Annotated in this window: 31 protein-coding genes and 1 riboswitch; of the genes, 11 read left to right on the top strand and 20 right to left on the bottom strand. The window is 44.1% G+C overall.

Annotated features, from left to right (window positions below):
- Window positions 1-76: 76 nt before the first annotated feature.
- Window positions 77-616 carry an HXXEE domain-containing protein gene (locus NST40_RS12775; RefSeq protein ID WP_342410742.1) on the bottom strand — a complete coding sequence of 180 codons (540 nt, stop codon included), beginning with the start codon at window positions 614-616 and terminating at the stop codon, window positions 77-79.
- A 67-nt stretch (window positions 617-683) separates the two neighbouring features.
- The gene (locus NST40_RS12770; RefSeq protein WP_342410741.1) at window positions 684-1646 is read right to left on the bottom strand and encodes an aminoglycoside phosphotransferase family protein; all 963 of its coding nucleotides are present in this window, start codon (window positions 1644-1646) and stop codon (window positions 684-686) included.
- 180 nt (window positions 1647-1826) lie between these two features.
- Between NST40_RS12770 and fabV the strand changes: the two genes are divergently transcribed.
- A complete protein-coding gene (gene fabV / locus NST40_RS12765; protein ID WP_342410740.1) occupies window positions 1827-3017 on the top strand; it encodes an enoyl-ACP reductase FabV in 1191 nt (396 codons plus the stop codon).
- Window positions 3018-3035: 18 nt separating this feature from the next.
- Here fabV and NST40_RS12760 read toward each other — a convergent pair whose 3' ends face one another.
- The 6 genes from NST40_RS12760 to NST40_RS12735 all read right to left on the bottom strand — a co-directional run bounded on the left by NST40_RS12760 (window position 3036) and on the right by NST40_RS12735 (window position 8296).
- Window positions 3036-3293 (bottom strand): DUF2164 domain-containing protein, encoded by a 258-nt coding sequence (locus tag NST40_RS12760; protein ID WP_076125970.1) that lies wholly within the window; start codon window positions 3291-3293, stop codon window positions 3036-3038.
- A gap of 72 nt (window positions 3294-3365) precedes the next feature.
- Window positions 3366-4355 carry an aminoglycoside phosphotransferase family protein gene (locus tag NST40_RS12755; RefSeq protein WP_341002252.1) on the bottom strand — a complete coding sequence of 330 codons (990 nt, stop codon included), beginning with the start codon at window positions 4353-4355 and terminating at the stop codon, window positions 3366-3368.
- The gene (locus NST40_RS12750; RefSeq protein WP_076101695.1) at window positions 4343-5311 is read right to left on the bottom strand and encodes a sugar phosphate isomerase/epimerase; all 969 of its coding nucleotides are present in this window, start codon (window positions 5309-5311) and stop codon (window positions 4343-4345) included. The genes NST40_RS12755 and NST40_RS12750 overlap by 13 nt, the downstream gene beginning before the upstream one ends.
- A 34-nt stretch (window positions 5312-5345) precedes the next feature.
- On the bottom strand, window positions 5346-6416 hold the full coding sequence (locus tag NST40_RS12745; RefSeq protein ID WP_076125969.1) for a Gfo/Idh/MocA family oxidoreductase: 1071 nt from the start codon (window positions 6414-6416) through the stop codon (window positions 5346-5348).
- Between the two features lie 22 nt (window positions 6417-6438).
- On the bottom strand, window positions 6439-7536 hold the full coding sequence (locus tag NST40_RS12740; RefSeq protein ID WP_036686323.1) for a Gfo/Idh/MocA family oxidoreductase: 1098 nt from the start codon (window positions 7534-7536) through the stop codon (window positions 6439-6441).
- Window positions 7529-8296 carry a sugar phosphate isomerase/epimerase gene (locus NST40_RS12735; protein WP_076202612.1) on the bottom strand — a complete coding sequence of 256 codons (768 nt, stop codon included), beginning with the start codon at window positions 8294-8296 and terminating at the stop codon, window positions 7529-7531. The genes NST40_RS12740 and NST40_RS12735 overlap by 8 nt, the downstream gene beginning before the upstream one ends.
- 277 nt (window positions 8297-8573) lie before the next feature.
- Between NST40_RS12735 and NST40_RS12730 the strand changes: the two genes are divergently transcribed.
- Complete coding sequence (locus NST40_RS12730; RefSeq protein ID WP_076135544.1) at window positions 8574-9392, top strand: AraC family transcriptional regulator; 819 nt, start codon at window positions 8574-8576, stop codon at window positions 9390-9392.
- 105 nt (window positions 9393-9497) lie between these two features.
- Here NST40_RS12730 and NST40_RS12725 read toward each other — a convergent pair whose 3' ends face one another.
- Complete coding sequence (locus tag NST40_RS12725) at window positions 9498-10229, bottom strand: class I SAM-dependent methyltransferase (protein ID WP_076218191.1); 732 nt, start codon at window positions 10227-10229, stop codon at window positions 9498-9500.
- 61 nt (window positions 10230-10290) lie between these two features.
- Window positions 10291-10497 (bottom strand): hypothetical protein, encoded by a 207-nt coding sequence (locus NST40_RS12720; RefSeq protein WP_076125962.1) that lies wholly within the window; start codon window positions 10495-10497, stop codon window positions 10291-10293.
- Window positions 10498-10659: 162 nt separating this feature from the next.
- Here NST40_RS12720 and NST40_RS12715 point away from each other — a divergent pair, with 162 nt between their 5' ends.
- Entirely contained in the window at window positions 10660-11340 is a 681-nt protein-coding gene (locus tag NST40_RS12715) for a TIGR00266 family protein (RefSeq protein ID WP_036686316.1), read from the top strand.
- 73 nt (window positions 11341-11413) lie between these two features.
- Here NST40_RS12715 and NST40_RS12710 read toward each other — a convergent pair whose 3' ends face one another.
- Window positions 11414-11893 carry a transcriptional repressor gene (locus NST40_RS12710; RefSeq protein ID WP_036686314.1) on the bottom strand — a complete coding sequence of 160 codons (480 nt, stop codon included), beginning with the start codon at window positions 11891-11893 and terminating at the stop codon, window positions 11414-11416.
- Window positions 11894-12211: 318 nt separating this feature from the next.
- Between NST40_RS12710 and NST40_RS12705 the strand changes: the two genes are divergently transcribed.
- Window positions 12212-12868, top strand: coding sequence for an S-layer homology domain-containing protein (locus NST40_RS12705; protein ID WP_076135539.1), 657 nt, complete (start codon window positions 12212-12214; stop codon window positions 12866-12868).
- A 95-nt stretch (window positions 12869-12963) separates the two neighbouring features.
- Here NST40_RS12705 and NST40_RS12700 read toward each other — a convergent pair whose 3' ends face one another.
- From NST40_RS12700 to NST40_RS12690, 3 genes are read right to left on the bottom strand one after another with little or no spacing between them, the layout of a single operon-like run.
- On the bottom strand, window positions 12964-13716 hold the full coding sequence (locus NST40_RS12700) for an amino acid ABC transporter ATP-binding protein (RefSeq protein ID WP_076189904.1): 753 nt from the start codon (window positions 13714-13716) through the stop codon (window positions 12964-12966).
- A gap of 13 nt (window positions 13717-13729) precedes the next feature.
- Window positions 13730-14398: an amino acid ABC transporter permease gene (locus tag NST40_RS12695; protein WP_036686309.1), complete on the bottom strand. Its 669-nt coding sequence runs from the start codon at window positions 14396-14398 to the stop codon at window positions 13730-13732.
- Window positions 14399-14451: 53 nt separating this feature from the next.
- Window positions 14452-15288, bottom strand: coding sequence for an amino acid ABC transporter substrate-binding protein (locus tag NST40_RS12690; RefSeq protein ID WP_076183478.1), 837 nt, complete (start codon window positions 15286-15288; stop codon window positions 14452-14454).
- 222 nt (window positions 15289-15510) lie between these two features.
- Window positions 15511-15614, top strand: a riboswitch (TPP riboswitch).
- A gap of 198 nt (window positions 15615-15812) precedes the next feature.
- Between NST40_RS12690 and NST40_RS12685 the strand changes: the two genes are divergently transcribed.
- Genes NST40_RS12685 through thiE form a run of 7 tightly spaced genes read left to right on the top strand, consistent with a single transcriptional unit; the run spans window position 15813 to window position 20635 of the window.
- A complete protein-coding gene (locus tag NST40_RS12685) occupies window positions 15813-16295 on the top strand; it encodes an ATP-binding cassette domain-containing protein (protein ID WP_342410739.1) in 483 nt (160 codons plus the stop codon).
- Window positions 16268-16507 (top strand): hypothetical protein, encoded by a 240-nt coding sequence (locus tag NST40_RS12680; RefSeq protein ID WP_342410738.1) that lies wholly within the window; start codon window positions 16268-16270, stop codon window positions 16505-16507. The genes NST40_RS12685 and NST40_RS12680 overlap by 28 nt, the downstream gene beginning before the upstream one ends.
- On the top strand, window positions 16488-17264 hold the full coding sequence (locus NST40_RS12675) for an ABC transporter permease (RefSeq protein WP_342410737.1): 777 nt from the start codon (window positions 16488-16490) through the stop codon (window positions 17262-17264). The genes NST40_RS12680 and NST40_RS12675 overlap by 20 nt, the downstream gene beginning before the upstream one ends.
- On the top strand, window positions 17261-18298 hold the full coding sequence (locus NST40_RS12670) for an ABC transporter substrate-binding protein (protein WP_342410736.1): 1038 nt from the start codon (window positions 17261-17263) through the stop codon (window positions 18296-18298). Before NST40_RS12675 ends, NST40_RS12670 begins: the two co-directional genes overlap by 4 nt.
- A gap of 41 nt (window positions 18299-18339) precedes the next feature.
- The gene (thiM, locus tag NST40_RS12665; RefSeq protein WP_076125949.1) at window positions 18340-19134 is read left to right on the top strand and encodes a hydroxyethylthiazole kinase; all 795 of its coding nucleotides are present in this window, start codon (window positions 18340-18342) and stop codon (window positions 19132-19134) included.
- A 24-nt stretch (window positions 19135-19158) separates the two neighbouring features.
- On the top strand, window positions 19159-19989 hold the full coding sequence (gene thiD, locus NST40_RS12660) for a bifunctional hydroxymethylpyrimidine kinase/phosphomethylpyrimidine kinase (RefSeq protein ID WP_341002245.1): 831 nt from the start codon (window positions 19159-19161) through the stop codon (window positions 19987-19989).
- On the top strand, window positions 19970-20635 hold the full coding sequence (thiE, locus tag NST40_RS12655; RefSeq protein WP_341002244.1) for a thiamine phosphate synthase: 666 nt from the start codon (window positions 19970-19972) through the stop codon (window positions 20633-20635). The genes thiD and thiE overlap by 20 nt, the downstream gene beginning before the upstream one ends.
- Here the strand turns inward: thiE and NST40_RS12650 are convergent.
- The 6 genes from NST40_RS12650 to NST40_RS12625 all read right to left on the bottom strand — a co-directional run bounded on the left by NST40_RS12650 (window position 20616) and on the right by NST40_RS12625 (window position 25644).
- Window positions 20616-21308, bottom strand: coding sequence for a pseudouridine synthase (locus tag NST40_RS12650; protein WP_076218199.1), 693 nt, complete (start codon window positions 21306-21308; stop codon window positions 20616-20618). The two genes, thiE and NST40_RS12650, sit on opposite strands and share 20 nt — an antisense overlap.
- Before the next feature lie 114 nt (window positions 21309-21422).
- Entirely contained in the window at window positions 21423-21605 is a 183-nt protein-coding gene (locus tag NST40_RS12645; RefSeq protein WP_342410900.1) for a DUF3934 family protein, read from the bottom strand.
- 116 nt (window positions 21606-21721) lie between these two features.
- Window positions 21722-22120, bottom strand: coding sequence for a hypothetical protein (locus NST40_RS12640; protein ID WP_342410735.1), 399 nt, complete (start codon window positions 22118-22120; stop codon window positions 21722-21724).
- 121 nt (window positions 22121-22241) lie between these two features.
- Entirely contained in the window at window positions 22242-23327 is a 1086-nt protein-coding gene (asd, locus tag NST40_RS12635) for an aspartate-semialdehyde dehydrogenase (RefSeq protein WP_341002241.1), read from the bottom strand.
- Window positions 23328-23905: 578 nt separating this feature from the next.
- A complete protein-coding gene (locus tag NST40_RS12630) occupies window positions 23906-24508 on the bottom strand; it encodes a response regulator transcription factor (RefSeq protein ID WP_036686291.1) in 603 nt (200 codons plus the stop codon).
- Window positions 24508-25644: a sensor histidine kinase gene (locus tag NST40_RS12625; protein WP_076179017.1), complete on the bottom strand. Its 1137-nt coding sequence runs from the start codon at window positions 25642-25644 to the stop codon at window positions 24508-24510. Before NST40_RS12625 ends, NST40_RS12630 begins: the two co-directional genes overlap by 1 nt.
- Window positions 25645-25708 lie beyond the last annotated feature (64 nt).

Here is a 25708-nt window from a genome sequence, read left to right as displayed (position 1 = left end):
GTATTATTTTATCTAGTTCTAAGGGTTCTAGTCAAGATTTTTCTGAAAAAGATATGGCCAGCAGCAGCCTTATGTACTAGTTCTGTTTAATGCGAGTTCTATTCTTCACTAACAACCACAATATTGGCGGAAGCAGCAAAAGAACTAACAGCAGAGACCATCCGATATCTCCAAGGGATACCAAGTTGTCATTCAATAGTCGATAATACGCATAAAGAGAATAGGGAAGAACTACAGGTACTGCTGTAACTACCCCTGGTGTATATATCTTTAAATATATCGTCTGTCCTAGATGAGTAAATACATGTAAGAAAAATACCGCAAGCACTGCCAAGTACAATAAGTAATTAGAAAAGAATACTGCAATACAAGTTACCGTCACTATAAAAATATACACGAATAATACGTCCATTGCAAAATTACGTGTAGTCATTTGTAACATCGAATGATACGTCTTGCGCATAAACGAAGGAATTGCGTCCTCTAACCTGGTTCTATACTTTGCCCCCCATGCTTCAATCGTTAATATTTCTTCAAAATCATGAAACATAAATAGGATCGGCAACAGCCACAGCAAACTTACGATATCTATATGTACACTTAGCCACTCAAACATGAGAATCCTCTCCCTTCTCCTGCTCAGCCTCCTTACCTTCTTATGTTGTAATCTTGCTGAAAATGTCCTAACCTATGAAACGTTCCCAACCTTCCAGCAGATTATCCTGTGCCCACTGGAAATGGCCTTGGCTATCGTATTTACGCGAATAACACTCAATGAAATAAATTAAATCGATATATAAGTCGTAGAGCTTTTTGCGTGCACATTCATTAGGGCTATCAAAGCTGTCCCCATAACCTCTACAGAAATGCTCAGAATCCTCAATATAGCGAAAATAATATTCCATAAGGTGATCGCCCCATAACGCCCGTTCCCAATCGATTAAGGCAACAATGCTTCCCTCTCGCACAAACACATTCCCATCCCATAGATCCCAGTGAACTAAACGTGGCTCAGTGACCACATCCATCACATGTATACGGCTGTTGATCTCCGCCTCAATCTTTTCTATAGGAATGGGCATCTTTGCCTCTAAGCGCCGAGCATCATCAAGGAGGTTGCCAATCAAATTTTGAAAGGTTTCCCGCCAAGAAGTCCCCTTTATCTTCGAGGATACATTAAATAATCCGAAATGATCCCCTTGAATCTCATTGATAATCCGGCTATAACGACCTAATTCTTCCTCAATACAACTTCTTTGCTGCGGACTAAGCTCTTCCTTAATTTCATTATAGGGCTGGCCGATTATTTTCTCCATGAAAAAAAAGTCACTAGATATTAAATTTCTGCTGTTATCATAAGCGTATACCTCAGGCACAGGTACCGTTCCTTTAGACTTCATTAGCTGCATTGCCGCAACCTCTGTAGCCATGATATCGTGCTCGTAACTTAGCGTGTCTGTCTCATCGGATGGCGATATTTTAAGGATCGTAGCTCTGCCATCTGACAATAGGAGGTCATAAGCTGCGTTGAAATAACCTCCCGTCAATTCCGTACTTTGAATGATTTTCACATGGCTTCCAAAAGCAGCACCCACCAGGATGTCCTGCTGCTCAACCGTCAATTTTGTTTTAGTCTGACTTTCCAAGACTTCACCACCATACAGAGTTAAGTAAAAATGCAAAAATCCAACCTCATAAAAGCCCGGGATTCATTGTATTTGATCCAAGAAAGATAAACAATCCTTCTCCATTGGAATGAAAATTGTTAAAATTAGAAATAACACGTATCATTAGCTGCTTTTCATGAAAGAGAGGAAACTATTATTATGATCATAAAACCTAGAACACGTGGCTTTATATGTACAACCGCACATCCGCAAGGATGCGCTCGTCAAGTCGAGCGGCAAATTGAGTATATTAAGGCACAACCCGCGATCAAAGGACCCCGGAAGGTGCTTGTCATTGGCGCATCCACAGGCTACGGCCTCGCCTCACGGGTTACAGCCGCATTTGGGGCTGGAGCCAGCACAGTAGGCGTATATCGGCCGAGCAGCAGCAATGGAGCCCGTACAGCCTCTGCTGGGTGGTACAATTCCGCCGCCTTCGAACAACTTGCGGAGTCTGCAGGCCTGCAATCCTACAGCGTTACCGGAGATGCTTACTCCAAAGAGACCAAAGAAAGAACGATTCAGCTGATCCGCAGCGAATTAGGACAAGTCGATTTGGTCATCTACAGTGTTGCTTCTGGGCGCCGTACAGACCCGGAGACAGGCGAAGTATATAACTCTGTTCTCAAACCTATTGGCGACATCTTTACCAACAAAACTGTAAATTTTCATACGGGTGAAGTCACTCAAATCTCCATCGAACCTGCGACCGATAAGGAAGTTCATGATACCGAACGGGTGATGGGCGGTGATGATTGGCAGCTATGGATAGAAGCACTCCAGCAAGCCGGAGTATTAGCTGATCACGCAACCACTATTGCTTATTCGTATATCGGATCAGAGCTTACTCAAGCCGTATATCGCCAGGGAACGATTGGACTTGCTAAAGACCATCTCGAAGCTACGGCAAGAACACTTAACGAAGCGTTAGCTGTTACTCACGGTAGAGCTTATGTAGCGGTCACAAAAGGTCTTGTCACACAGTCCAGCTCGGCGATTCCTGTCGTGCCCCTCTATATTTCCGCCCTTTACAAAGTCATGAAAGAGCACGGTCTTCATGAAGGTTGTATTGAGCAAACCTATCGGTTGTTTGCTGAACATCTCTACGCAGCGAAAGGAACTCCTGTGGATGAAGAAGGGCGTATCCGTATAGATGATTGGGAATTGTCTCCGGCAGTCCAGCAAGAAGTTATAGAAATCTGGGACCAGCTTACTTCAGACAATATCTACGACCTAACGGATCTGCATAGCTATAAACAGGAATTCTTCCAGCTATTTGGATTCGAGACTGAAGGTGTAGATTACGAAGCTGATACTGATCCAGACGTAACTGTTATAAATCTGCGCTAAAATTAATCGTGTTTTGGATTATCTTCTGCCTGAGGATAAGGGTTGTTCGAGAGCATATATTTCCTCTTCCAGAGAAATCATCTTTTGCTCAATCATTTTTCGTGCATCTGCCAACGCTTGATTGTAAATATAAGGCGAAAGTTCTTTGAGCATAAAATCGAGAAGGTTCTCGCTGGCTAATTGCCCAATTTCACTGGACAGCTCTGTATCAAAATATTCTTGAATACTAGCTGTAATCTGAAGCTTATGTTCTCTCGGTATTTTTAACGGCTGCATGGTAATCCTCCAATCTAATTAGATACAGGAAAATGACGTGCTTTCGCACGTCATTTTTCACACCTATAACCTTCATTCACTGCTGCTTTTAAAACGGTTCCAACCCTCAGTCAAGTTATCATGCGTCCAACGGACATAACCTTCGTCTGCATATTTGCGTGAATAACATTCGATAGTAAGAATAAGATCAAGATAAAGATCATAAATCTTCTTCCGCTGAATCTCGTTCGGACTGTCGTAGGTTGTTCCGTACCCCTTATAGAAACCGGCAGAATTCTCAAAATGCCTAAAATAATACTCCATCAGCACATCGCCCCACAGGGCTCTCTCCCAGTCAATCAGTGATACGATGACTCCATCCTTCACAAATACATTCCCATTCCATAAATCCCAATGCACCAGTCGTGGCTCGGTTACGGCATCTAATGCAGGGAGATACTTGGAAACCTCCTGCATTATCTCTTCACTGGACGCAGGGAGCTGTGCATTCAGCCTCTTGGCATCAGCAAGTACACTTTCCATCAGGCATGAAAAGGTCTCTCTCCACGAGGCTCTTGGCTCCTCTGAATCCCTTCCAAAAATGCCAAAACGTTCTCCGCGTATCTCATTGATTATGCGATTGTAACGCCCCAGCTCAGTTTCGATAGCGTCTCTCTCCGGAAGTGAAAGACTCTCCTTTACATCACTGTAGGGCTGGCCCTCCACCTTCTCCATAAAGAAATACGGAATAGGAATAAGCAGCAGACTTTCATCATAATGGTAGACGGCAGGCACGGGCACAACACCCTTATCTGCAACCATACGGAGAGCTTCCACTTCAGTTCGCATAATGTTCTTCTCGTAACTTAACGTATCTGTCTCTACAGCAGGGGCAACCTTTAGAATGACAGATTTCCCAGTGCTGAGTTCCAAATCATAGGCTGTATTAAAAAAGCCTCCCGTAAGTTCTGAACTAAGGTTAACCGCAGTTTCTGAACCGAAAACCGCTTTCACCAAAATATCCAGCTGTTCATCATTTAATTTAACTTTCGTGAAGCTCTCCATTTCGTTTAAACCCACCACATTTCTGTCAGTGGCTCCTCAATCAATACTTGTTGAAGGTTACTTACAGCTTTGGAGAAACCTTCTTCAATAGACATCAGCCCATCTTCATGCTCAATACTAACCACATAGTCATACCCAACCAAACGAAGTGCACTAATAATGTCAGCCCAAGTCTTAAGATCATGTCCAAAACCGACAGAACGGAACTGCCAAGCACGGTCAAGCATCTTGGTATACGACTGCATATCAGTTAATCCGTGCATATTGACATTCACAGGATCAATAACGGTATCCTTCGCATGGAAGTGATGGATTGCACCTTGGCGTCCCAAAATATGAATCGCTTGCACAGGATCAATTCCTTGCCACCACATGTGACTCGGATCAAGGTTCGCACCGATCACTTCACCTGCTGCTTCTCTCAGCCGCAGCAGAGTACCTGGTGTGTGTACTGAGAATCCTCCATGCAGCTCAAGACCTACCTTTACATCATGCTGAGCGGCAAAGGCACCCCATTCTTTCCAATAAGGAATAACCTTGTTCTCCCATTGCCAGTCCAGAATTTCTTGATAATCATTGGGCCATGGAGCTACAGGCCAGTTCGGATATTTAGCACCCTCATGATCTCCAGGACATCCAGAGAAGGTATTCACAACCGGAACCCCTAGCTTCTGCGCCAATTTGACCGAGTTTACGAAATCCTCATGATCCTTTTGAGCAAGTTCTTTTTGCGGGTGCAATGGGTTACCGTGGCAGCTCAAAGCACTGATTGTAAGTCCGCGAGATTCCACGGCATGTTTGAATTCTTGTAAGGCTGTTTCATTCTCCAGCAGCATTTTAGGGTCGCAGTGGCTGTTGCCAGGATTGCCTCCCGTACCGATTTCTACCGCCTTTAGCCCTTTGGATACTACGTAATCAAGAGCATCCTCCAGCTTACGACCTCCAAACAAGACCATAAATACTCCAAGTTTCATTGTAGGCCACCTCCTCTTGGAAATAGTTTACTTATTATTTATCGTAGATATCAAAATTCTTCACCACTTGATTACTCTCAGCAGCTTCAAAAATAACTTCAATCAAATTCTGTACCCGCATAACCTCAGCGTTCTTAACGATAGGTTCTGCAGTACCCTCAATGACAGCAGCGAAATTATCATAAAAGCTAGAGCTTAACTCCGACGGCTGAGGTAATTCCTCAGTGATCGTCGCCCCCTCCGATGGAGGTGCCATAGTTTTAGTTAGTCCTACACCTGCACGAATCGGCTTCGGTTCGATTTTTTCACCTGCGTTATTTCTGGTCACCAATCTTCCAGTTAAAGACCAGTCTTCAATAATTCCAGTGCCTTCGATACCCTTCACATACCATCTTGGCAAAGTAATAAAGTTAGTCGTCCCAACCTCTACGATCGCTTTAATTCCATTCTCAAATTGCAGAATAGCTTCAAAACCGTCATCGACATCGTTTCCTAAAATAAAGCTTAGACTACTGCTCACACTGGTGATTTTGCTATCAATCATGAATAATAGCTGGTCCAATAAGTGAACGCCCCAATCCAGTAGCATCCCTCCGCCTTGTGCCTTAACATGACGCCAGTCACCAGGAATTCCGTTCGCTCCGTGCACACGGGATTCGATCTGGAATAGGGACCCAATCGTCTCCTCGTCGTACATTTTTTTGATGGTTAAAAAATCTTCATCCCAACGTCTGTTCTGATGCACCATAAACACACGTCCAGCTTGATCAGCCGCCGCCAGTATTTCTTGAAATTCAACCTTAGATAGAGCAACTGGCTTCTCACAAATGACATGTTTGCCAGCTTGTAATGCACGAATCGCAATTTCTTTGTGCACATCGTTCGGTGTGGCAATTAGAATAATTTCGACCGAAGAATCTGCCAATACTTCTTCATAACTTTGGTACGCCTTGTAGCCAGCGTCGTTGGAATTGGTACGACGTGCTTCAAGCACATCGTACGTTCCAACTACGATTAAGGTAGAGGTCTCTTTTATCAATCCTGCGTGATAACTTCCCATTCCTCCAAAACCAACAATGACTACAGAATGTCTGTTTGAACTCATGAACTTCACACCTGCTTCTCGTTTAGTTATCTGATGTTCCGTCAAAATACACAGCACGACCTGTACGGGAAGATTCGTAAATAGCCTCCAAAATTTGGGTAACGACAAGGGCTTGTTCAGGTTTAACTACTGGTTCTTTATCTTCCCGAACTGCTTCAAGCCACAAGCGAGCTTCACGATCGGATTCACTCTCTTGTCCTCCGTTAAAGAAAGCTACTCCCCCTGCGGACAAGTCAATTTTAGTCTCGTATAGACGGCCACCACGGTCACCATTTAAGCGTAACCCGTCCTTCATATCTGCACCACCCTCTGTACCTGCTAGGAGCGTCTTCGCTTCTCCAAATTCAGATACATTAAGAGCCCAGCTTGATTCCAGTACAATTGTAGCACCATTTTCCATGGTAATAAATCCAAATGCTGAATCTTCTACTTTAAATTGTTCAGGGTCCCATGGACCAAAGGCATTCCCGCCGTTTTTACGGTTACCAAGCTTATGGAAAGTCGAGCCCATAACACTACGCGGTTTATAATTGTCCATCATCCATAATGTTAGATCAAGCGCATGCGTACCGATATCGATCAGTGGACCGCCGCCTTGCTTTTCTTCATCCAGGAATACGCCCCATGTAGGAACCGCACGACGACGAACGGCAATCGCTTTTGCATAATAGATCTCACCAAGCTCACCGTTTTCACAAACGTCTTTAAGATATTCACTATCCGCACGATAACGGTTCTGATAAGCTACAGACAATTTCATGCCTGTACGTTTGGCAGCCTCTAACATTTCCTGTGCTTGAGCTGTAGTCTTCGCCATTGGCTTCTCACACATTACATGATTGCCAGCTTCCAATGCTGCGATTGTGATCACGGAGTGACTGTCATTCGGTGTACATACATGCACGATATCGAATCCTCCGGCTTTCAAAAGCTCTTGATAATCTGTATATACAGCCGCGCCTTCAGCACCATAGGTTTTTGCTGCTTCCTGTGCACGTTCTTCGACGATATCACAAAAGGCTACCATTTCAGCATCTGCTTGACGTGACAAACTTGGCATATGTTTTCCGTTAGCAATTCCACCGCAACCGACAATAGCAATTCTCAACTTTTTAGACATGAACATTTCCCCCTTGATTAGCGTATGCTTTTACCCATTTCAAACTATCTTCTACACTTCCTAATGGTGAACGGCTGCAATAATCCTGCTCCACTACCGCCCACTCTACCTTTGCCTGTACAGCCGCATCAAGAATTGCTGTAAGGTTTACTTCTCCTTCGCCTAGAACAACCGTTTCCGGTGAACCATCCTCATGTTTCTTCAAATCTTTAAGATGGATGATTGGCAACCGGCCAGCGTATTTATTGATATATTCTACGGCATCATAACCTGCGTGATGTACCCAGCATGTATCCATTTCAACTTGCAGCAAATCAGCCGGCACCTCTTCAAACAAACCGTCAAACGCTGTACGGTCACCATATCGATCAGTTAACTCAAAGTCATGATTATGGTACAAAAGAACCGCTCCACGCGCCTTGCACTTTTCTCCAATAATCTTCAGATTCGCAGCAACTTCTTCATAGTTACGTTGTTCTTCTGACAGATACGGCACAATTAGATTATGATTTCCAATCTCCAGGTTGTACGCGATCTCTGCCTCTGTATCATTCAACAACGCGTCATAGGGACGGTGTGCGCCCAGCGCTACTAGTCCAAGTTCATCAAGCAATTGTTTGACTTCTGCTGCGCTACGGCCGAAGTAATGGAAAAACTCTACACCTTTATAACCAAGGGCTGCTACTTTACGCAGTGTCCCTTCAAAATCCTGTTCCAGTTCTTCTCTGAGCGTATACAATTGCAGGCCTATCTTCAGCATTTTCGAATCACTCCAATTGGATTTAAAGTTGGCTTTCTGTAGTGACAATCACTTGAACAATAATGCTGTAACAGAATTGACTAATCTGATTCACATCAGTTTCCTTAAACTGTCATTCTTGTAAGCACAGCTAATACCGACTGTTTCTAGCGTTGATGGTCGATTTCTTTCTTTATTGCTTAGCTACATAGTAATATGAAAGCGTATATATTAAAATGAATAATATGATTAAAACATGAACAATCTGCTTATCATTTCAATACACTCAGGAGGACCTATGACTCATTCTGCTACCTGTCACGTATTATCAGCCGGATTTTCTTTTCATCGCAAGCCTTTTCATATGTCTCAAAGTCAAGGGAACCAGAACTTTCTTATACGTCTGCAAACAGAAGGAAGAAGCCGTGCATTGATCGATGGTGTAATGTCACCTGTGGAAAGCGGGGATATTATGTTATTCGCTCCAAATGATCCTTACTATTTGATCATAGATAAAGAAGAGTACCCTGTAGGCAAGCCACGAATTGAAAGCGGAGATTATCATATCTTTTGCGGAGGAACATGGATTGATGAATGGTGGCAACGTTCACAAAGACCCACTCGTCTAAGTGTGCCGCTTAGTGAGAATTTTCTTGGCTTGTTTCGCCAATTGATTCTGGAGCACCGTCGACTTTCCGACTTCTCTCCAGAAATATCTGCCTGCTATCTGCAAATTCTATGTATGGAAATCGACCGGCTAATTACAGACCAGCCAGCAATTACTCCAAAAGGTTATCTGGCATACCGAATGAAGCAATATGTTGAGGAGCACGCAACCCTACCCTTTCTATTGGAAGATGTAGCAGGTTTTGTGGGTATATCCGTCTCGCGGGCCGTTCATTTATTTAAGGAAGCCTTTGGGACCAGTATTATTAAATATGTAAACGATGTCCGACTGGAAATGGCCAGAGAACGGATAACCTTCAGTCCCATGCCGCTGGAGCAAGTAGCAGAAACTTGTGGTTTTGCGAACTACACCTATTTTCACCGGGTCTTCCGAAGTCGTTTCGGGATGTCACCAAGAGAATATCGTGTGCACAGCAGAGAACAGGTGTAAATGAAGTAAACCCGTTTCATTGCAAAAGGGTTGTCCCTTAGTAGAAAAAGCTACTTTTAGGACAACCCCTGCTTCTATATTCGAACATAACTCGTGAGCATGAGATTATTCTTTTACAGCCGAAATGATCAGGAACATCGGTCTACGCTCCTCATCCTTCATCCATGGATCATTACTCATTTCTGCTGAAGGCTTTGGTTCTTTAACCGCTTTAATAGTAAAGCCAGCTTCAATCAGGTCATTGAAATAGGTGGAAATCGTGCGATGGTATTTAATCACATTTTCTGTTAAGAATTTAGTTTCACGAAGTCCTTCTGATTGATAATGATCTACGGGCCAATGCAGGCGGTTTCCTTGCTCATCGGCATACCAGTCTTGCTCTTCACGTGAAGTAAAGATTGGATGCTCCACTGAAAAAATAAAACTCCCGCCAGGCTTAAGAAACGAATGCACCTTTCGGCAGATGGCTGCAAAAGATTCAATATAGTGGAAAGCCAATGAACTGAGAACCACATCAAATTGCTCGCTCGCAAAATCAATGTCCTCAATCGGCAGCTGGATATAAGTTATAGCAGGATCGTTCGTTTTTTCACGCGCCTGTTGCAGCATTTTTTCAGAGATATCCACACCTATAACTGAACTCGCCTGCTGCTCACGGGCATATAGGCAATGCCAGCCAAAGCCGCAGCCCAGATCAAGCACACTTTTATTATGTAAGTCTGGAAGAAGCGCCTTTAATACATGCCATTCTCCTGCTGCTGCAAGCCCTCCAATAGAACGGGGCATTTGCTGGTAGGCGGAGAAGAAATTCGAATCGTCATATTTATTTTGTTTCATCAGGGATACATCTCCTATATATTATTTCTTCAATTACTATACGCTGAGCGATGTTCTCTTATCAAATAGCCAATAAAAAAGGAGCATCATCTTGGAAGATCTGCCCCTTATATCTATTCTTATTCAATTGTTCCTGCTTGCTTGGTGTTAATCGTACATGCTGTGAAATGGCTCCATAATCACTATTCAATCTACGACTCTGTGCTGCGCACCAGGCTCCGGAGCGTTCTGCCTTACGCAAGGCTTTTTGTGTCTTGGTTCGTGCCATGTGACACCACTCTCCTATTCATGGGTGAATGATTATTGATCTTACATCTATAAGACAACTTCATTTTAACATATTCCAGACTATGAGCGAAGCAAGAATTCCGTTACACTTAGAGCAAAGCTAGTATTCTATCTTATCTAAATAGATGCGGAGGTTTAAAGGATGAATTACCAGGTTTTGTATGAAGGTGCTTTTGCTATGTTAAAGGTCCAACTAAATCCCGGTGAAAGCGTAAAGGCTGAAATGGGCGCAATGGTCGCGATGTCACCTAACGTAGAATTAAAAGGAACCGTGGATGGTGGTTTAATGCGCGGTCTCGGGAGAATGCTGAGCGGTGAGAAATTCTTCTTTCAAGAACTTAGAGCGACCCGTGGTCAAAGTGAGGTATTGCTGTCGCCTGGCTCACTCGGCGATATTCAGGCGATAGAATTAGACGGATCGTATAAACTGTTAGTTCAAAAAGACGGATTTCTCGCCGGAACTGAAGGCATTCAAGTAAATACCAAAATGCAGAATTTAACCAGAGGGCTCTTCTCCGGTGAAGGCTTCTTCATTGTAGAAATCAGTGGCAGAGGAACGGTGTTCCTGTCTTCCTTCGGTGCTATCCATGCAATAAATTTAGGACCTGGTGAAGAAATGATTATCGATAACGGACACCTCGTAGCATGGCCAGACTATATGGACTACAAGGTGGAAAAGGCAGCCTCTGGCTGGCTTAACAGCATAACCAGTGGTGAAGCACTTGTCTGCCGCTTCCGTGGAGAAGGTGTAATTCTCGTTCAGAGCCGTAACCCTGGCAGTTTCGGAACGTGGATCAAATCCTTTGTACCTACTCGAAGCTAGACTTCCTAGAACGCAGTAATCAAAAAAGACACAGGCTTAGAGAAAGCCTGTGTCTTTAGGTTACAAAGCAATCTTACGAGACTGCTTTATCTGCTTCTGCTTTTGCTTTTTTGCAGCCAGTACGTTTACATGTTCCATAAGTACCCTTGAAATCAAGGCGGTGATCCGTGACGTTAAAGCCATATTCACGTTCCACTCTTCTCTCCAGCTCCACAAGCCAGTCGTCCTTAATTTCCTCCAACCGACCGCATACGCTGCATATCAAATGATGATGCATATGCGAATGATCGTTCCCGCGCAAATCGTAACGGGCAACTCCGTCTCCGAAGTTCATCTTCTCTACAATGTGTAGCTCACATAAAAGCTCAAGTGTACGGTATACCGTTGCCAGGCCCAGATGTGGATAGCTGTTCTTAACAAGCATATATACTTCTTCTACGCTTAAATGATCCTTCTCATTGTCGAGCAGAACGTTCACTATAGCTTCACGCTGAGGCGTTAATTTATATTTTTGCGCCGCAAACAATTGACTGATATTTGATATTTGATCCATTTGGTCTCCTACCTTCCCGGAACGATTTAACATCCGTACCCTCTGAGACGCTCCTATTTATGCAGTTAAGACAAACCATAAATAGTAATCGTTACGATATAATCATAACAAAATTAACCACGAATGAAAAGAGCCTGACATCATTATATCATTTCATGCCACTTATCCAAAGTACTACACCCCAATCTGGCCTATATTTCTATTAAAATCTACTTTTTCGTGAAATAATACAGATTAGACCGCAACCTTTCCATAATTTACAACGTTAAAGGAGTGACAAAGGCTAAGGAGCCTATCCATACAACGAGGTGAAAAGACATGAACATGAAAAAGAGCACACTAGCAGCGATCACAACCGTAGCCATTTTCTCCTTTTCTTTGGGTGGTCAGATGTTTGCAGCTGGGAACACCTTTAAGGATATTGATAACATAAACGGCAAAGAAAAAATCATTTCTTTAAAAAATCAAGGGTTAATTAAAGGTGTCAGCGAATCTCAATTTCTCCCTGGCTCTAAGGTAACTACAGCCCAAGGGATTCAGTTTATCTCCGGCGGTCTCCAGCTCAGCCTCGCAGCCATTGACTTTAACAAAGCTCCTGTTGCCAGCGGCTTGTTCACAAAAGTAAAAGACAAAGCCTGGTACGCTGAAGCCTTTATCAATGCTTATTACAATCAAGTTAAGCTACCAAAAGACATTGATCCTAGCCTAATTATGACCAAAGAGCAATTCACTAACTATCTAGTGCAAGCGATCGAAGGCGTAGGTAATCTGCCGATGATCAATATCGTTCCAGTAGATATCGCTGATGAAGCGTCACTGACCCCTGCATATCAAGGCAGTATTCAGCGCTCCCTGAAATACAAGATCAATACTCTAGACGCTAACGGAAAGTTTAATCCAAAAAGCGAACTCACCCGTGCCGAAGCTGCGATTATGCTCTACAACGCTTTGGAGTTCCTGAAAACTGGAGTATAAGCCAAATTTCAGTTACTCTTCTCATTTGAATAATCTACACACGAAAAAGCAGCTCCGGATGATTCCCGAGCTGCTTTTTCATATATATTGTCTTTCTACTCTTCTTCACCATTCAGTCTATTCAGAAATTGCAGAGCACGGGGATTCTTCGGATGCTCCAGCACTTCTTGCGGCGTTCCTTGCTCTAAGATATGACCGCCATCCATCAAAATGATCCGGTCCGCTACATCGGCGGCAAATTTCATCTCGTGGGTCACAATCACCATAGTCATACCTTCTGCTGCTAATTGTTTGATGACCTTAAGCACTTCCCCTACCAGCTCGGGGTCGAGCGCCGAAGTGGGCTCATCAAACAACAGCACTTCTGGATCTACTGCCATAGCCCGGGCGATGGCCACTCTCTGCTGCTGTCCACCTGACAGCTGATGTGGATAGTTATCAGCTTTATCAGCCAAACCCACCTTAGCCAGCAGTTGAAGGCCCCGCTTACGCGCTTCTTCCTTGGTTCGTTTCAAGACAGTTACCTGTCCCTCCATCACATTGCCTAGCGCAGTCATATGCGGAAATAAATTATACGATTGAAAGACCATCCCTGTTTTCTGCCGAAGAGCCAATACGGAATTCTGAGGAATTTTCTTATGATCTGTAAAATTGATGGTGATATCCCCGAGTGACAGGCTGCCTTGATCCGGGATTTCCAACAGATTAAAACAGCGCAGCAGTGTAGTTTTTCCGGAGCCGGATGGCCCAATAATGACAAGTACCTTTCCATGCTCCATTTTCAGATCAATACCCTTTAACACTTGGAGTGCGCCGAAGGATTTATGCAAATTAATGATTTCAATCACAAGTATCTCTCCTTTAGGTCGCAGAGTAACGATCGAGTCGTTTCTCCAAGTAATTTTGCAGCGCCGACAGCACAGAACAGAACACTAAATAAAACAATCCTGCTTCGGAGTATACCAGCAGAGGCTCATAAGTGGTAGAGGCTACCTGCTGAGCAGTTCTAAACATCTCCGTATAGGTGATGATCGCTGCAAGCGATGTATCTTTGACCAAGCTAATAAAAGAATTGGATAACGGCGGTACAGAAACGCGTGCAGCTTGTGGCAGAATTACGCGGCGCAGAGCCTGCCCGCGAGTCATCCCGACTGAGAAGGCAGCTTCCCACTGGCCTTTATGTATCGACAGGATAGCAGCGCGTACGATTTCCGATGAATAAGCCCCTACGCTAAGGGTAAATCCAATGGTGGCGGCAATGAAAGGGTCGAGTACAATACCAACAGCCGGCAAACCATAAAATATAATAAATAGCTGCACTAACAACGGGGTTCCCCGAATGACCCATACATAAAAACGGGCGATTAGCTTCGGAATTACCCACGGTGAAAGACGTGCCAACGCGGTTAGGATCGCCAAAATCAATCCAAGCACAAAGGAAAGTAGCGCCAACGGAATGGTAAAAGCCACCCCGGCTTTAAGCAGGGGTAGCAGTGTATCTAAGAAAATTTGTATTTTGCGGTCATCCATTATTCAGACATCCTTTTTAGCTTCTAGGCTTAATTAGCCTTGCTAGCCTTGTATTATTTCGAAACGTCAGCTCCAAAGTATTTCTCGGAAATTTTCAAGTACGTTCCATCACTTTTCATCTCTTTAATCGCATCACTGACCGCATTCACCAGCTCATCATTGCCTTTCAGGAATACCGCAGCACTTTGTGAGCCTTCAGGAATCTCATCAACCACTTTAATTTTTGCATCTGGTTTTTGTTTTTTCAGATCCAGATAAGACAAGCCATCATTCACAGTTGCATCAATACGTCCCGAAGTCAGCAGATCCATCGCTTGATTGAAACCGTCCGTAGCTACGATTTCAGCACCGTTCTCACGAGCGATGTCGGATAAGTTACTGGTCAGGGATTGTCCGGCTTTTTTACCCTTTAGATCAGCAAAGGTCTTAATATCCTCATTGTTTTCGCTCACGATCAATACTGCCTTGGATACAATATAGGGTTCAGAGAAATCATATTTCACTTTGCGATCTTCGTTAATGGAAACTTCATTAAAAATGACATCAAACCGTTTCGCATCCATCCCAGCAAAAATACCATCCCACTGAGTTTCAAAAAATTCAGCTTCAACACCTAAACGTTTGGCTACTTCTTCGGCAATTTCCACGTCAAAACCCGTCAATTTCCCCGCAGTGTCATGATAAGTAAAAGGTGCATAAGTCCCTTCTGTACCTATCCGCAATTTGCCGCTGGCCTTCACAGCCTCCAAACTGTTTTGCGCTGAAGATGCTGCTCCACCATTCGTTCCAGCTGTTGGTTCAGCAGCCGTATTGGTATTCGAATTATTGCCGCAAGCCGCTACAAGAACCACGGTTAACGCCAATATAATAGTTAGACTCCATTTTTTCATTATTAAATCCCCTCTCTCTATCCAGTTTTTTTCCGGTAAATTGAATAGTACACTGCCATCACATGATCGTCAATACTTTTTTCCGATAATATACATCGGAATTGTAATATTAACTAGATTTCTACTTATATCTTACCCAATCTTGGATTAATCCTTCACTTCTTTCTCTCTTTACTTCTCAGAAAGATATGGTATATTTATAAACAAATTAATATGGACCTGTTATTTCACTAGGGGAGTCGGCCGACTGAGACGGAGCTTCAAGCTCCGGACCCTTGGAACCTGATCTGGATCATACCAGCGGAGGGAAGTGGAGCAGAATTTTCATCAAGCATGTTAAGTGTTATTATGCAGAATGAACTTTTTGACCCATTCATTTCCTCTGGAAATGGATGGGTCTTTATTTGTTTAGACGCTCCACAAAAATATTAGGAGGTTAGATCATCACGACCATTTTATCTATGCAAGGCCTAACCTACTCTTTTCCGGAAACTGAACAACCCCCTGTATTCGCAAATCTATCCATGGATATCAGGCAAGGGGAATTCGTCTCCGTAGTAGGTGCTAGCGGATGCGGGAAAAGCACATTTTTCAAAACGGTTGCCGGTTTACTCGAACCTACTCATGGAAAAATAAAACTCCCTACGCTCCCCTCAACCGCTAGTCGTTTAGGTCAGATCGCTTATATGCCTCAGCAGGATTTATTGCTGCCTTGGAGAACAGTGCTCGACAACTGCCTTTTGCCCTGGGAGATCAAGCCCAGATTTAGTAAACAGAAAACGATCACTCAGATTCGGGAAATGTTGGCCCGCTTCGGCTTAACAGATGTAGAGAAGGCTTATCCCCATGAACTTTCGGGAGGTATGAAACAGCGAGTAGCATTTCTGCGCACCTTAGTGGCTGGAGGCGGAAGTGGTCTTATGCTGCTGGATGAGCCCTTTGGCGCTCTCGATGCCATGACCAAACGTGAGATACACCGTTGGCTGTGGAGTTATGGGGTGAACTGAATCAGACGATTATGCTCATCACTCATGATCTGGAAGAAGCACTATTGCTCAGTGACCGGATTTATTTATTATCTGGCGGTGCGCACAGCGAATTACAGGAGATCATTGTCGATCTACCAAAACCAAGACATTATAAGATGAACTATGAACCCCGGTTTATAGCACTACGGGCAGAGTTGGAGCGAAGATTGCATGCAACCTATACCTTTTAAAAAACATCTAGACAACTATGCTCCCTTCCTTCTTCTGGTACTGCTCATTCTTGTAATCTGGGAGTCAGCTGTTCGCCTTCACTTGATTCCAGCCTTTATTCTCCCTGCACCTTCATCTATTGGCATCGCATTGATCGAGCACAGGCAATTGTTATTCGGACAACATTTATTAGCGACGTTGCAGGAGATACTGGTAGGTTTTGTCCTTTCTGTGGTTTGTGGTGTATTGCTGGGCATTGGAATGTTCCTGTTTCGCCCCGTAGAAAAGGCCATCTATCCCTTCCTTATCATTAGCCAGACGGTCCCATTAATTGCGCTATCCCCCATTTTTATTATGTGGTTCGGATATTCGCTGTGGAGCAAAGTGGCTGTGGTGTTTTTAACGGCTTTTTTTCCAGTCGTAGTGAGTACATATGATGGACTTCGTACAAGTGGCCAGACTTACAAGGACTTATTATTAACATTTGGTGCAAACCGCTGGCAGCTGCTTGTCAAAACCCAAATTCCACTGGCGTTGCCTGCTTTTTTCTCTGGCTTAAAGCTATCCATTGTATACTGCGTCATCGGAGCTACTATCGGGGAATGGCTCGGCGGCAGTAAAGGACTCGGTTACTTCAGCCGCAGAACGGCCGGAAATATGCAGAGCGATGAAATGTTCGCGGCTGTATTTCTGCTGTCCGCGCTTGGTGTTGTGCTTTTTCTGGCGATAGCTTTACTCGAACAATTATTTTTAAAGAAAAGAGGATCTAACCAATGAATCATTTAAAATCACCACAACGAGGACTTATTTCTGTATTTCTAGTATGCACACTTTTGCTCTTAAGCAGCTGCGGGAAGGCAGACAAGCTAAATAACAACTCCCAAACCGGTTCCTCCAATTCCGAAAATAAGCAGTCACACAAGCTGACGATTATGCTTGATTGGTATCCCAATGCCGTTCATTCCTTTCTATACGCTGCGCAACAGCAAGGTTTTTTCCAAGAGGAAGGTTTGGATGTCGAGATCAAAATGCCTGCGGACAGCAATGACGCCCTAAAGCTTGTAGCAGCAAATCAAATTGATCTAGCGCTCAGCTATCAGCCACAGGTGCTTATGGCACGCGGCGAGAAAATTCCTGTACGTTCGATTGCAGCTATCGTGCGGCATCCACTGAATCATCTGATGGTTCCTCAGGCAGGCAGTATTCATAGTCCCAAAGAGCTCGCAGGAAAACAAATCGGCTATTCCTCTATTCCGCTCTATGAAGCGATGATTCGGACAATGATCCAGAGTGATGGAGGCAATCCTTCATCCGCCAAGCTGATTGATGTAGGTTTTGACCTTATCCCTGCGATCTCTACAGGACAAGTGGACGCAATAATGGGCGGGTTCATCAACCATGAACAACTGATCCTTGAAAAAGAGGGACATCCGGTCACCTCGCTTAATCCAACGGATTACGGAGTCCCTGACTATTATGAGCTTGTGCTGGTGGCCAGCGAACAAGGATTGCAAAATTCTGAAGCCTACTTTAAAAAATTTCTAAATGCCATAACAAAAGGACAGGAATTTGTGGAGCAGAATCCTGAACAAGCCCTGGATTTACTGATTGCACATGAAGATGCAACTTCACCGCTCGACAAGGAGATTGAGAAAAAAAGTCTTGAGATTCTACTGCCACTGATGAATGCTGGCGATCAAACTTTTGGTTATCAAGACCCGACATCTTGGGAAAAGGTTCAGCAGTGGTTATCCACCAACGATCTTCTACCAGAAGATATTAAAGCACAAGAAGCTTTTATCAATCTGTAACGTTTAGTTGGTTATTCATACAAGCTTGAGGAGGAATTATGATGAGTTACTTAGCCAAAGTACGGGAATCCAACCCGTTGATCCACAACATCACTAATATTGTAGTAGCCAATTTCTCAGCCAACGGTCTGTTGGCACTGGGTGCCTCTCCCTTTATGGCGGATGCCCACGAAGAAGTGATCGACATCGCCGCTATGTCGTCTGCTGTAGTTCTAAATATAGGCACACTCAATGACTACGCCATTCAATCTATGTTGCTCGCTGGTAAATCCGCTAATAAACACGGGGTTCCCCTAGTGCTTGACCCGGTAGGTGCAGGCGCAACTTCTTATCGGACCGCTGTCACTCAAAAGCTAGTGAATGAGATGCAAATCACCGCACTGCGGGGGAATGTGGCTGAAGTCGCTAATGTGATTGGGGAGAGTTGGTCCATTAAAGGGGTGGATGCTGGCGAAGGTGAAGGCGATGTAGTCCTTTTGGCTGAAGCTGCTGCGAGGAAGTTAAGCTGTGTGGTCATCATAACTGGAAAAGACGATGTGATCACGAATGGAAAAAACACTTATATTGCCAGCAACGGTCACCCTATTCTCACGAAGGTTACAGGAACTGGCTGCTTGCTCAGTGCTGTTGTGGGTGCATTTCTCGCGGTAAGTGGAGGTGCCTCGTTGGAGGCCGCAGTGGAAGCCCTCTCCTTCTATGGAGTAGCCGCTGAAATCGCCGCTGAACTAACAACTGGTCGAGGACCGGGAAGCTTTCAGGTTGAGTTTCTAAATCAACTGACATGGGTCACGCCAGAAGTCTTCCTAGAAAGATCTAGTATCAAACAGCTCAGTTAATGACCCTCAAAAGGAGTGAATTCGATGATTATATCCAAAGCTCTAACCATTGCCGGCTCCGATAGCGGCGGTGGTGCTGGCATTCAGGCCGATCTAAAAACCTTTCAAGAGCTTTCTGTCTATGGCATGTCCGTCCTCACAGCTGTGACAGCGCAGAATACGCTGGGTGTCCAAGGGGTTTATCCAGTGACTCTGGAAGCTATAAATCAGCAGCTTGATTCTATAGGACTTGACCTGCAACCAGATGCCGTAAAGACCGGGATGTTATTTAACAGCGACATCATCCGCATTGTGGCAGATAAAATTAAGTATTACGGCTGGTCTAATCTTGTAATTGATCCTGTGATGGTCGCTAAAGGAGGGTCCACACTGCTGCTGCAGGTGGCGGTTCAATCCTTAATCAGCCATCTGCTGCCCTTAGCATTGGTGACGACACCCAATATTCCCGAAGCCGAAATGATCACAAAGATGACGATCTCCACCATAGAAGAACGCAAAAAAGCAGCCAAAATCATTCATGGCATGGGCTCCAAATATGTAGTGCTAAAAGGGGGACATGATACTTCAACCACAGCCGTAACCGATCTTCTATATGATGGTCACGAATATACCTTATTGGAGAGTAGCCGGATTCAGACCAGACATACGCATGGTACAGGCTGCACCTATTCAGCAGCAGTTACCGCCGAGCTAGCCAAAGGCAAATCCGTAGCTGAGGCCATTCAAACTGCCAAAGCATTTATACAAGCGGCGATTGAGGACGAGCTGGGCATAGGGGCTGGGCATGGACCAACCAATCATTTTGCTTATCAGAACAGACTGCGAGGGATAAACAATGCAACGAATGAACAGTGAACATCTGCGAGATCTATTAAAAGTCTATTTCATTATGGGCAGCGTAAATTGCCGTAAAGCTCCTGTTAAGGTGCTGCAGGCAGCGGTTGCTGGAGGCATAACCATGTTTCAATTCCGTGAGAAGGGTACCGGGTCCTTAAGCGATGAGGCACGACTTAATCTTGGCAGACGACTTCAAAAGATCTGTCATACCAATGGCGTGCCCTTTATCGTGAATGACGACATTGATTTAGCGATCGCACTTGATGCGGACGGAATTCATGTAGGACAGGAGGATACACCTGCATTGGCGATCCGCCAGCTACTTGGAGAGAATAAAATCATTGGTGTATCCGCTCACTCCTTCGCTGAAGCTCAGCAGGCGATTGCCGATGGAGCCGACTATCTGGGCGTGGGTCCCATTTATCCTACGTCATCCAAGGAGGATGCCAAAGCTGTTCAAGGCACTGCGATGATTGAAGAACTAAGAAATAAAGGCATTACCATCCCATTGGTTGGCATTGGGGGAATCACGCTGCAAAATGTTGCACCAGTATTAACAGCTGGTGCGGATGGGATTTCTGTTATCTCAGCGATTGCCGGAGCTGAAGATATTACCACAACTGCCAGAGGCTTTGTTGACAAAGTCAGTTTAAGCGGGACATAAGCTCATACAGCTCTTCACTGCTTAAATGCCGCCATTGTCCCAGCTCCAAGCCGTCTAATGTAATATTCATAATTCTTATGCGCTCCAGCTTTAGTACTCTATATCCTAACTCCTTGCACATTCTGCGTATTTGCAGATTAAGACCTTGAGTTAGGATAATTCTAAACTGACATTCTGTGATCCGATAGACCTCACAAGGTTTCGTTGTGACTCCAAGAATGTTCACGCCGCTAGACATCTCTTGTAAGAATTCTGACGTAACCGGTTTGTCTACATGAACTACATATTCTTTTTCATGCCCATTCTCGGAACGCATCATTTTATTTACAATCTCTCCATCGTTGGTTAACAAAATGAGTCCTTCCGAGTTTTTGTCTAATCTGCCAATCGCAAAGATCCGTGAAGGATACCCTACAAAATCAATAATGTTCCCAGCCACATGTGGGGCTGCTGTACAGGTAATGCCTATCGGCTTATTCAAAGCGAGATACACTGGCTCCCCTTTACTGCTTGTTATCGGCTCCCCATCGATCCATACGATATCCTCTGGCTCTATAAGAATGTTCGCCTCACAGACAATACCGTTTACAGCGATTCGACCTGCTGCAATTAATCGTTTGGTTTCCCTTCTGGAACAAAAGCCTGTTTCGCTTATATATTTATCGATTCTCACTGCTGATCCTACTTTCATTCTATATACTTACCTTACCTCTAGTCATAAAAAAACACCTGATTTTAACGATCAAAATCAGATGTTAACCTTCAGGAATAACCCAGTTTAAGGGAGCTATTTGGTGTTTCCGCTTTTTTTCACGTTACTGCCCTTGCTTCCACTTGCACCTTTAGCACCTGGACCCGTCGTTGGATCACTTTTAGCAGGTTTAACTGGTTTTGCTGTTTTGTTCCAGCGTGTCCAGCCTTTACTCCCCGTACCTCTGCCTGTGCCGCCACCTTTACTTTTTGCACCCATCATATCACTCCGTCAGTCATTCAGAATTCGTATAGTTTATACACTTTACCTATCTTACCACACTCTCAACCTTTCTGTTTAAGTAATAACAAATGCTTCATCTAACTAGCCACTGTTTAGAATTTAGCATCTTTATTCATTTCATGAATATCAAAGGTATCCTGATGTATTTCGATGGCGATGACGGTGTCCTTTTTTTCAAAAAATTGCACATGTCCTAACCGCTTGTCCTCCAGCTCTATCCATCCAGCATCGTTTAATTTATTAAAGTAGTGGTCAGGTCGATAAAGACCTTGTTCTCCCCCTATATTATCCAATTCGTACTTTACACCTATTTTTATATTGGGGTTACTTGAAGTTGTTGTCACTTCGATTTCTTTGGCATTCTTCGGAATAGGAATTTCGGCATTTATAGAGGACACTCCATACTCTTGTTGCTCTTGAGCTGACGATGTACAACCGCTTGTAAACAGGATTAATGGTAACCATATAAAAGCTAATAAATATTTATTCAATGGTATCCTCTCCTTCCATAGCTTATTTTACCAAATTCAAAATTAAAATAAAAACACCCCACCAAAGACTAAGCTTTGATGAGGTGTCTATTCACATCAGCTTTGCAGCTCATGCATGGACTTATTTCGGTTGAATATAACCTTCTGCTTTCAGAAGCTCAGCAATCAACACAGCACCGCCAGCCGCTCCGCGCAGGGTGTTATGGGAGAGACCTACGAATTTGTAATCATAGAGGGCATCTTCCCGAAGTCTGCCCGTCGATACGCCCATTCCGTTCTCGATATCACGATCCAGCTTGGTCTGTGGACGATTGTCCTCTTCAAAATAGGTAATGAACTGTTTAGGTGCGCTAGGCAGTTCAAGCACCTGAGGACGTCCTTTAAAGCTCTTCCAGAGATTCAGAATCTCTTCTTTGGACGGTTTTTTCTCAAAAGAAACAAATACAGCAGCCATATGTCCATCCGCTACAGGCACACGTATACACTGCGAAGTAATCGTTGGCGCTTCACTCTTTACGATACCCTCTTCTTGAACACTTCCCCAGATCCGCAAAGGCTCTTGCTCGCTTTTCTCTTCTTCGCCACCGATATAAGGAATCACGTTGTCCAGCATTTCTGGCCAATCAGCAAAAGTCTTTCCTGCACCAGAAATCGCTTGGTAGGTGGTGACCACCACTTTAGAAGGATTAAAGTCTTTGAGCGCATGAAGTGCAGGCACATAACTTTGAATGGAGCAGTTAGGTTTAACCGCAATGAAACCTGTCTCTGTTCCCAGACGTTTTCTTTGCTGTGCAATAACCTCAAGATGCTCCGGATTAATCTCAGGAATGACCATAGGCACATCAGGCGTCCAGCGATGCGCTGAGTTATTGGAGATTACTGGCGTTCCGGTGCGAGCATAAGCCTCTTCGAGCGCTTTAATCTCATCTTTTTTCATGTCTACAGCACAAAAAATCAAATCCACGTCCGCAGCAACTTCTTCTACCTTAGAAGCATCTTGGACCATAATATTCTTTACGTTCTCAGGCATTGGAGTAGATAACTTCCATCTGCCCTTGGCCGATTCTTCATACGTTTTTCCAGCAGATCTAGCACTGGCAGCAATCGCAGTTACTTCAAACCAAGGATGATTCTCTAGAAGGGCAATAAAACGTTGTCCTACCATACCTGTGCCGCCAACTATGCCGGCTCTTAGCTTTCTTGACATCAGAAAATACACTTCCTTTTGATTAACTGTCCTATTGTGGATAATAGGCCGATAATTAATGATATACGGCGCGGGAACATTTGGCGAGTGTTAACATCAAAATAACATTAAAAATTTTATTTTTAGCGGATTATATTGAATTTCACTAATACTAATGAAGGGAATAGCTGCACTCTGTACAATTATAAGTATATTTTCTGCTTAGACAACTCTTTAACTGCATTCTCTACAACTATTTCCCCGAAAAATAATGGAAATGCCCTCTAAGCGAACTTTTAGATGTAAGAAATGCAACTAAATCGCATCTGCAGAGCATTTTATAGCATATAGTTGCAGGAAATACATCTATTTGCGATTGGTGAGTATAAATCAGGAATCTGCGATTAGCGATCTGCGATTAGCGATCAGCGATCAGCGATTAGCGTTCAGCGATTAGCGTTCAGCGTTCAGCGATCAGCGATTAGCGTTCAGCGTTCAGCGTTCAGCGTTCAGCGTTCAGCGTTCAGCGCTCAGCGTTCAGCGTTCAGCTATTCGCGTTTACAAGCTGCTTCAGCCAACTAATCGTTTCTTACCCCCGCTCACTTAAACCAACCTTTTTCCTTAAATCGAGTGATCGCCTCGATGCGGTTACCTACATCCAGCTTATCTAGAATAACTGAGATGTAATTCCGGACTGTTCCCGTGGTAATGTACAACTGGCTGGCGATCTCTTTTGTATTTTTACCGTCGGCAATGAGTCCAAGCACTTCCTTCTCCCGCTGAGTCAGAGGATTTACTTCACCGCTGTAGGCTTCATCCATTAGCTCCGGTGCATACATGCGTCGGCCTGCCATCACATTACGTATCGAAAGTGCCAGTTCTTCGCTAGGACTGTCTTTCAGCAGATAAGCATGAACTCCCGCCTTGAGCGCACGTTCGAAATATCCCGCACGGGCAAAGGTGGTTAATATCATCGTTTTGCAGCCGCTATTCTTCAGCGCTTCCGCAGCGTCGAGACCACTCATCGCTGGCATCTCAATATCCATAATACAGATATCCGGCTTATGCTGCTGAACCATCGCTACAGCTTCTTCTCCGTTGCTTGCCCGGCCCACGACCTTCATATCCTCTTCTAAATCCAACAAAGATGCCAGCGCTCCAAGGAGCATTCGCTGATCCTCAGCGATTACAATCTTAATCATTATACGGTTACCTCCTGTTCCGGATGCTTAAATGCATTTGGGACCTTAATCACTATCGTAGTACCCTCATCTCGCACGATATCCATACAGCCATTTACAAATTCAAGACGTTCCCGCATACCTTGCAGCCCATGTCCTTTAAAATAAAGATCATTGCCCGGGATGCCAGTTCCATCATCTTTCACTTTAATGATGAGATCTGTGCGTGTGGGTTCAATGATAATTGCGCAAGATTGTGCATTACTATGCTTCACAACATTTGTGACAGCTTCCTTAATACACATGCTGAGCACATTCTCCGTAATCAATGAAGTATTAGACAGTTTAGGATTGCCTTGCAAAACATAGTCAATCTCCGCAGCCGCAAGAAACTGCTGAATATGAACGAGTTCGTCCTCAAGCCGAATGCCGCGCATTCGCGTAATCATCTCCCGGACCTCTTTCAGTGCACTTCTTGCCGTCTGGCGTACATCATTGATCTCGGCTTTGGCTTGCGTCGGATTACTGTCGATAAGCTTTCCTGCCAAATCACTTTTCAGACCAATTAACGAAAGCTTCTGACCTAATGTATCGTGAAGATCACGTGAAATCCGCTGGCGTTCCTCGAGCTTAACCAATTCTGAGATACGCTTATTAGCATCCTCCAATTGGTCTTGCAGCTTCCCTTGATTATTGCGGTTATAGGTACTGATTGGCAGCAGGATAACTGCAATCATACTGACAAGAACAAAGGGAAGCTGGCTGATAAATACGGGATTACGCGACAGCAGCTCATAATTGATCGTAATAATCGTAGTCAGCAAATGAATGGAGTACAGGGTGAAGAACCCTACTCGATTCTGGATATTCCCAATAAAAAAGGCTAAAAAAAGCGCAAAATACATATATCCAAACAACAACGTCATCGTTATAGAGACCAGTATCTGCACGCTCGTCCAAAAATAAACTAACCAACCCTTGGAGACAAAAGAAAGCACATAACAAACAAAAAACACAGCGATCATCAAGATTCCCGAAACTACCTGGTAGGGAGAAGAGGACCGAAAGATGAAATAAAACGGTAGAATATAAAATACGACCCATACATAAGGGCTAAGACCTGTACTTTTATGAAAAATATGATGCCACTTCTGCATGTTCGCTCTCCTTTTTGCCATATGCCACTCACCTTATTCTAGCATAAATCCGGTAAAAATCCGG

Origin of the sequence: Paenibacillus sp. FSL R10-2778 (assembly GCF_038593035.1) — a bacterium.
Taxonomy (GTDB): Bacteria; Bacillota; Bacilli; order Paenibacillales; family Paenibacillaceae; genus Paenibacillus_AQ; species Paenibacillus_AQ odorifer.
This window is presented reverse-complemented; position numbering and strand designations above follow the sequence as displayed.